Origin of the sequence: Dyella sp., from assembly GCF_035486915.1 — a bacterium.
GTDB lineage: Bacteria > Pseudomonadota > Gammaproteobacteria > Xanthomonadales > Rhodanobacteraceae > Dyella_B.
The window spans coordinates 1-5,961 of sequence record NZ_DATHMR010000093.1 but is presented as its reverse complement, the minus strand read 5'-3'; the positions used below and the strand labels follow the sequence as shown (position 1 = coordinate 5,961).

Sequence of the window (5,961 nt, the reverse complement as noted above, 5' to 3'; positions counted from 1 at the left end):
TTGCCCCGAAATCGCCATATTTGACCGCACTTTCCCCGCCACGCAAGCGATGTGCGCTGACATAATTGGGGAAACCGATCTCAGAAGGAATCCCGCGTGAGTTTGTGGTTTCTGATTTTTCTTAGCGTGCTGCAAGGCGTTACGGAACTCTTCCCGGTCTCAAGCCTGGGCCACACCTTGCTTGTCCCAGCGTTGTTCGGCATGCATATCGACAAGCATGCACCGCAGCTCATTCCTTTCCTGGTCGCCCTGCATCTGGGTACCGCATTCGCACTGCTGGGATATTTCCGTCAACGCTGGGTGGCGCTGGTACGGGGATTTGTCGCATCGCTGAGCGGACGTGCGAACGATGACGGCCACATGATGTGGGCCTTGATCATCGGCACGATTCCCGCGGGTCTGGTCGGCATCGTGCTGGAAAAGCGGCTGGAACTGGTGTTCAAGGACCTGCGCATTGTCGCCATGGCGCTGATCGCCAATGGCGTGCTGCTGTGGTTTGGCGATCGCCTGCAGCGCACCCGTGCGCACAAGCCGCCGGAAAAACTCACGTATCGTCAGGCGTTCCTGGTTGGCCTTGCGCAGATCGGCGCTTTGATTCCGGGGTTCTCACGCAGTGGCCTGACCATGATTGCGGGCTCCGCGACGGGACTCGACAAGGAAAAAGCCGCCGAATTTTCCTTTCTGCTCGGCACGCCCATCATTCTTGCCGCTGGACTGCTCGAGGTACCCAAGCTCTTCCACGCACCGCAACAGCTGACGGATGCATTGCTCGGCGGCGTGCTCACCGCGATGGCCGCATGGCTGAGCCTGCGCTTCCTGATGCGTTATTTCGAAGGCCGGGGACGGCTTGCCACATTCGGCACGTATTGCGTGATCGCCGGCGCATTTTGCCTGGGTTGGTTCCTGCTCCATCCGCAGCCGGTTTGACGATGGCACTCACGGCCCGCATCTCTGGCCGTGAGTGCATGACGCGTTATTCGTCCAACGAAGGATCCATGTCCGGGAAAAGCACTTCCGTAAAACCGAATTTGGTGAAGTCGGTAATACGCGAGGGATAGAGCCTTCCGATCAGATGATCGCATTCGTGCTGCACGACACGCGCATGAAATCCTTCCGCAGTGCGATCGATCGGTTGACCTTTGGGGTCGACACCCTGATAGCGAATCAGCGAATAGCGATTGACCGCGCCGCGTAAACCAGGCACGGAAAGACAGCCTTCCCAGCCTTCTTCCATGTCCTGCGACAGCGGCGTAATGACGGGGTTGAGCAGAATCGTTTGCGGGACAGGCGGTGCGTCGGGATAACGCTCGGAGCTGTTGAAACCGAAAATAACCAGCTGCAGATCGACGCCGATCTGAGGCGCAGCCAGACCCACGCCGCCCGCATCGTGCATGGTTTCGAACATATCGGCGATCAACTCATCGAGTTGCGCGCTGGCGATCATGTCCTTGGGCACAGGCGGTGCGACACGCAGCAAACGCGGATCGCCCATCTTAAGGATCTCGCGAATCATGCCAACCTCACGAAAGATGCTTAGAACGTTACTGTGGACGACATGGCGCGAAAGCAAGCCTTCCACGCCGTCTTTTCAGTATACGGACAACGGGCGTTCGAAAGCTGTGCGTCGTCTTAAAAAACAGGCGGCCATCAACGTCGTGCGAGTCGATCCGGCGCATGCTGCCCTGCGGTATTGACCCTTGGCGCCGACAGGACGAACCTAGGGCCCTGCCCGTAGCCCCGTCGGCGGCTTCTATAGCCCAGCGCGTTCAACGCGGCATCGAACAGGCTTATCTGACCCGGAGATCTGCCATGGAAACTGTTGCAACGAAGCCAATCGGCATGGGCAGCAAAATCGTCTGGGCTGTCATCGCCATGATTGGCGCCTGCTGCCTTGCCGTTGTGGCCCTGCGACGCGGCGAGCCGGTCAACGCCATATGGATCGTCGCCGCATCCATCGCCGTGTTTCTGATCGGCTACCGCTTTTACGGGCGCTTTATCGAAAACTACGTATTGCGCATGGACCCTGGCCGCGCGCCACCTTCAGTGCTGCGCAACGACGGACTGGATTACGTGCCCACCGACAAGTGGGTGGTGTTTGGTCATCATTTTGCGGCCATTGCAGGCGCGGGCCCGCTCGTCGGCCCGGTGCTGGCTGCGCAGATGGGTTACCTGCCTGGTACGCTGTGGATTCTGTTCGGCGTCGTGTTCGCAGGAGCCGTGCAGGATTTCATGGTGCTGGGTTTGTCGGTTCGCCGCGATGCACGCTCGCTGGGGCACATGCTGCGCGAAGAGCTAGGGCCGCTGGCAGGTGTCGTCGCCATGTTCGGTCTGCTTGCCCTGATGATGATTGTGCTCGCGGTGTTGGCGCTCGTCGTGGTGAAGGCGCTCACGCACAGCCCGTGGGGCACGTTCTCCGTCGCCTGCACGATTCCGATTGCGCTGCTGATGGGCGTTTACCTGCGCTGGTTCCGCCCGGGGCGCATTCTGGAAGTGTCGATCATCGGTTTGGTGCTATTGCTCGGCTCGATTGCTTACGGCGCGCACGTTGCTGCGACACCCGAACTGGCCTCGTTCTTCGATTTCGATGCGAAGGCGCTGGCGTGGCTGCTGATTGCTTATGGATTCTTCGCGTCGGTGCTTCCTGTGTGGTTGTTGCTGGCGCCGCGCGACTATCTGTCCACGTTCCTGAAGATCGGCACGATCCTGCTGCTGGCGATCGCCATCTTCTTCGCGGCACCGCAGTTGCAGATGCCGGCCGTCTCGCGTTTTATCGACGGCACCGGCCCCGTCTTCCAGGGGCAGTTATTCCCGTTCCTGTTCATCACCATTGCCTGTGGCTCGGTGTCGGGCTGGCATTCGATCATCGCATCGGGCACCACACCAAAGCTGCTTTCCAACGAAGGCGAAGCGCGCATGGTGGGTTACGGTGGCATGCTGATGGAGGCGTTCGTCGCCATCATGGCGTTGATCGCCGCGTCATCGTTGCATCCGGGTGTTTATTTCTCGATGAACGCACCGTCGGCATTGATCGGCACCACGCCCGAACACGCTGCCGCGGTGATCAGTCAGTGGGGTTTCGTCGTCACACCGGATGAGCTGACACGCACCGCGCACGATATCGGCGAGACAAGCATTCTTAGCCGCGCCGGCGGCGCGCCCACGCTTGCCGTGGGTATGGCGCAATTGCTGCACAGCATTCTTCCGGGCGAGCGCATGATGGCGTTTTGGTATCACTACGCCATCTTGTTCGAAGCACTGTTCATTCTTACGACGGTGGATGCGGGTACGCGCGTCGGACGTTTCATGATCCAGGAAATCGCAGGTCTGGTTTACGAGCCGCTCAAAAGCACGGAATCGTGGCTCGGCAACGTGCTGGCGACGTCGGTTTGCGTGGGATTGTGGGGTTATTTTCTTTATCAGGGTGCCGTCGATCCATTGGGTGGCATCAACACACTTTGGCCACTCTTCGGCATCGCCAATCAGATGCTCGCAGCGATCGCCTTGATGCTGGCGACGGTTGTGACTGTGAAGCTGAAACGCCAGCGTTATGTCCTGGTGCCGGGTATTCCCGCTATTTGGCTGGTCGTATGCACATTGACCGCGGGTTGGGAAAAAATCAGCGGCTCGATCAGTTTCACTGTTGCCGCGCAGAACTACACCCAAGCGTTGCAAGCGGGGCAGTTGCTGGCTCCTGCGAAGAACGTCGCACAAATGCAACAGATCATCACCAACAACCGCGTGGATGCCACGCTCACCGGTCTGTTCATGTTGCTGGTGCTGACCATGGGCGCTTTCAGCGTCTACGCCATGATCAAAGCGTGGCGCAGCAGCGTGCCCACCGCGCATGAGGCACCGCGTATCGCACTGTCCAGTGTCGTGAGTCAGGCGTCATGAACATGACCCTTTCCAAACTGTGGCATCGCCTGGTGCAGACCGCACGATTGAGCTGCGGCGTGCCTGACTACGACGTCTACGTCGCGCATCTGCGCACCCACCACCCGGATCGGAAGATCCCGACGTATGCCGAGTTCTTCCGCGAGCGGCAAACGGCGCGTTACAAAGGCACGGGCGGCCGCTGTTGCTGAACGCTGCGCTACGCCTAAATCTTGGAAAATCCGGGCCATGTCCTCATTAAGACATGGCCTGCTCGTATCTCCCACCGTTAGACTCTCTTCACGCAAGCCCGTGACCGGTCCCTATGTCCCCCAGCGAACACCGCCTTACCAAGCCCAGCACCGACATCGAACAGCAACATAGCGTCGGGCTGCGGGTGATCGCGATTTACAAGGGGATCAAGACCATCGGACTGATCATCCTGGCCTTCATGGCGTTTGGGCTGCATCGCGAAAAAACATTCGATCACCTGATCGATATCCTCGAACATCTGTCGCTGACGGATACGAACGGACTGCGCTGGCAGTTGGTCGAAATGCTCGAAAATTTGGGTCCCACCAAGTTCGTCGCCATCGGCATCGTTGCGTTGGTTTATGCAGCTATCTTTGCCACCGAAGGCACAGGACTGTGGTTGCGCAAGCACTGGGCGGAGTGGTTCACGGTGATCGCCACCGGTTCGCTGATTCCGGTGGAAATCTATGAAGTGTTCCATCGCTTCACGTGGCTGAAGCTCGCCGCACTGATCGCCAACGTCGTCATCGTGCTGTACCTGATTCGCCTCGCCTCGCAACCGCATGCGCGACGTTCGAATGACAGCGCATCCAAATCAACGCGCACGCAAGAAGGTTAACCGTCACACTTCGTGATGGACGGCTTCGGCAGGCAAATCGCCTGCCGCTCTACGACGTGGCATCAATTCGACCAGATACATTGCGGCAAGCACCAATGCGCCGCCGCCAACCATGCGCCACGTCAGTACATCGCTACCTAGCAACACCGCGAATAACGCAGCAAATACGGGCTCGGTTGTCATGACGATGGCTGCGCGCGTGGCGGGCAAATGGGCTTGCGCCCAGGTTTGCATCAGCATGGCACCTGCCCCGGCAACCAGGGCCATGTAAAGCACAGCGATCCATGCGCTGCGATCAGGCGCAAGCGCAGGGCCGCCGTGACTCACGGTGGCGAGCATGCAGACGATCGCAATGACGGCCATCTGCACCGCCGACAGACCAAAAGCTTCCTCGGCACGCGACCAGCGCCCGAGCAGCACGATGTGCAAGCCGTACAACAGCGCGGCGATAAGCGTAAGCCAAACGCCCTTATCGACCGAAAAGCCATTCAGAGAAAGCAGCGCCAATCCCAGCGTTGCCAATCCGACCGCCAGCCAGATGATGGCCGGCATGCGCTGACGAAATACGAGTGTGGCAAGTATCGGTGTAAAGACCACGTACATGCCGGTGACAAAACCGCTGACGCTGGGCGAAATAAGCGAGAGACCCCATGTCTGCAGCAATTGGCCGACACCGTAAAGCATGCCAAGCACAACACCGCACCACAATTTCTGCCGGCTCAATCGCGCGACATGGCGATGAAACACAAGAAACATCGCAACCGCAGCGACGATAAAACGCACAGCCAGAAAATCGGCAACCGGCCAACGATCGACGACACCTTTGATTAGGACGAAGGTCGAGCCCCATACCGCCGTCATCGCCAGCAAGCCGATGGTTGCCAGCGTGTGTATCCGCGATTCGGGGATCATCGTTTGGCCATCCGAAACAGCTGGCCAGGGATCTGCAGCAGGAAGTGCGACCATAAACCCAGCCATACGGTGCCGGCAATCAACGGCCGTTGCGCAGCGGGATCGAATTTCCGAAACCAGCGCCACATACCGCGATGCTTGTGATAGCTGACAAATACCGGGCGATGGCGACTCGAACCACCTTTGCCGTGCAGCACGTGCACGTCGCCTGCGAGCAACACCCGCCAGCCCGCATCGCGTGCGCGCCGGCATAGATCGAGATCTTCGCAATGCAGGAAATACGCTTCGTCGAACCCGTTCAACCA

7 protein-coding genes are annotated in these 5,961 nt (G+C 59.1%); 4 read left to right on the top strand and 3 right to left on the bottom strand.

Annotated features, from left to right (window positions below; translation table 11 throughout):
• The first annotated feature begins 96 nt into the window (after positions 1–96).
• Positions 97–927, top strand: a complete 831-nt coding sequence (locus VK725_RS07465) for an undecaprenyl-diphosphate phosphatase (protein WP_325317428.1) — start codon at positions 97–99, stop codon at positions 925–927.
• A 46-nt stretch (positions 928–973) separates the two neighbouring features.
• On the opposite strand, the gene def is transcribed toward VK725_RS07465, so the two are convergent.
• Positions 974–1,513: a peptide deformylase gene (gene def / locus VK725_RS07460; protein ID WP_325317427.1), complete on the bottom strand. Its 540-nt coding sequence runs from the start codon at positions 1,511–1,513 to the stop codon at positions 974–976.
• Positions 1,514–1,809: 296 nt separating this feature from the next.
• Here def and VK725_RS07455 point away from each other — a divergent pair, with 296 nt between their 5' ends.
• The 3 genes from VK725_RS07455 to VK725_RS07445 all read left to right on the top strand — a co-directional run bounded on the left by VK725_RS07455 (position 1,810) and on the right by VK725_RS07445 (position 4,744).
• Positions 1,810–3,894, top strand: coding sequence for a carbon starvation CstA family protein (locus VK725_RS07455; protein ID WP_414648463.1), 2,085 nt, complete (start codon positions 1,810–1,812; stop codon positions 3,892–3,894).
• On the top strand, positions 3,891–4,085 hold the full coding sequence (locus tag VK725_RS07450; protein WP_325317426.1) for a YbdD/YjiX family protein: 195 nt from the start codon (positions 3,891–3,893) through the stop codon (positions 4,083–4,085). The genes VK725_RS07455 and VK725_RS07450 overlap by 4 nt, the downstream gene beginning before the upstream one ends.
• A gap of 113 nt (positions 4,086–4,198) precedes the next feature.
• On the top strand, positions 4,199–4,744 hold the full coding sequence (locus tag VK725_RS07445; protein ID WP_325317425.1) for a DUF2127 domain-containing protein: 546 nt from the start codon (positions 4,199–4,201) through the stop codon (positions 4,742–4,744).
• A 3-nt stretch (positions 4,745–4,747) separates the two neighbouring features.
• Here the strand turns inward: VK725_RS07445 and VK725_RS07440 are convergent, their stop codons facing one another.
• A complete protein-coding gene (locus VK725_RS07440; RefSeq protein ID WP_325317424.1) occupies positions 4,748–5,656 on the bottom strand; it encodes a DMT family transporter in 909 nt (302 codons plus the stop codon).
• Positions 5,653–5,961, bottom strand: a 309-nt coding sequence (locus VK725_RS07435; RefSeq protein WP_414648462.1) for a glycosyltransferase family 2 protein, incomplete at its 5' end; no start/stop codon positions are given. The genes VK725_RS07440 and VK725_RS07435, both read right to left, overlap by 4 nt.